The organism is Frankia sp. CoWAU3 (assembly GCF_977971855.1).
Genome location: NZ_CDWWXB010000072.1, coordinates 15,250 through 16,413, shown reverse-complemented (window position 1 = coordinate 16,413; position 1,164 = coordinate 15,250). Strand labels below are relative to the sequence as shown.

1 protein-coding gene is annotated in these 1,164 nt (G+C 66.2%); it reads left to right on the top strand.

The features are described from left to right. The coding region (locus AC08ON_RS09005) for a cytochrome c oxidase subunit I (RefSeq protein ID WP_476616779.1) at nt 1-1,164 on the top strand (1,164 nt) is incomplete at both ends.

The window sequence follows — 1,164 nt, the reverse complement described above, 5'->3', positions numbered from 1 at the left end:
GGTGTACTCGCCGGGGGCCGGGTCGGACCTGTGGATCGTGGGTCTCGCGGTCTCCGGTCTGGGCACCATCCTCGGCGCCGTCAACATGATCACGACGATCCTGACGATGCGGGCCCCGGGCATGACGATGTTCCGGCTGCCGATCTTCTGCTGGACCTTCCTGGCGACCTCGATCCTCGTGCTGATCGCCTTCCCCGTGCTCGCCGCGGCGCTGCTCGCCCTGGAGGCCGACCGGCGCTTCGGCGCGCACGTGTTCGACGCCGCCAACGGCGGCGCGCTGCTCTGGCAGCACCTGTTCTGGTACTTCGGCCACCCCGAGGTCTACATCATCGCCCTGCCGTTCTTCGGCGTCATCAGCGAGATCCTGCCGGTCTTCTCCCGCAAGCCGCTGTTCGGCTACAAGGGCCTGGTCTTCGCCACCATCGGCATCGCAGCCCTGTCCGTCGTGGTGTGGGCGCACCACATGTTCGTCACCGGCGCGGTGCTACTGCCCTTCTTCGCGCTGATGTCGTTCCTCATCGCGGTGCCGACCGGGATCAAGTTCTTCAACTGGATCGGCACGATGTGGCGCGGGCAGCTCACCTTCGAGACGCCGATGCTGTTCGCGATCGGTTTCCTGGTGACCTTCCTGTTCGGTGGTCTGACCGGGGTGCTGCTGGCCAGCCCGCCGATCGACTTCCACGTCAGCGACAGCTACTTCGTCGTCGGCCACTTCCACTATGTCGTCTTCGGGACCGTGGTGTTCGCCGCCTACGCGGGCACCTACTTCTGGTTCCCGAAGGTCACGGGCCGGCTGATGAACAACCGGCTCGGGAAGATCCACTTCTGGACGGTCTTCCTCGGCTTCCACGCGACGTTCCTGGTGCAGCACTGGCTCGGCGTGCAGGGTATGCCCCGCCGGTACGCCGACTACGGACCGAACGACGGGTTCACCACGCTGAACACGATCTCGTCCGCGGGTTCGTTCCTGCTCGCCCTCTCGACGCTGCCGTTCATCTACAACCTCTGGCGCTCCTACCGCAAGGGCCCACTCGCCGTCGTCGACGACCCCTGGGGCTACGGGAACTCGCTGGAATGGGCGACCTCCTGCCCGCCGCCACGGCACAACTTCCGGACACTGCCGCGCATCCGCTCCGAACGCCCGGCGTTCGACCTGCACTATCC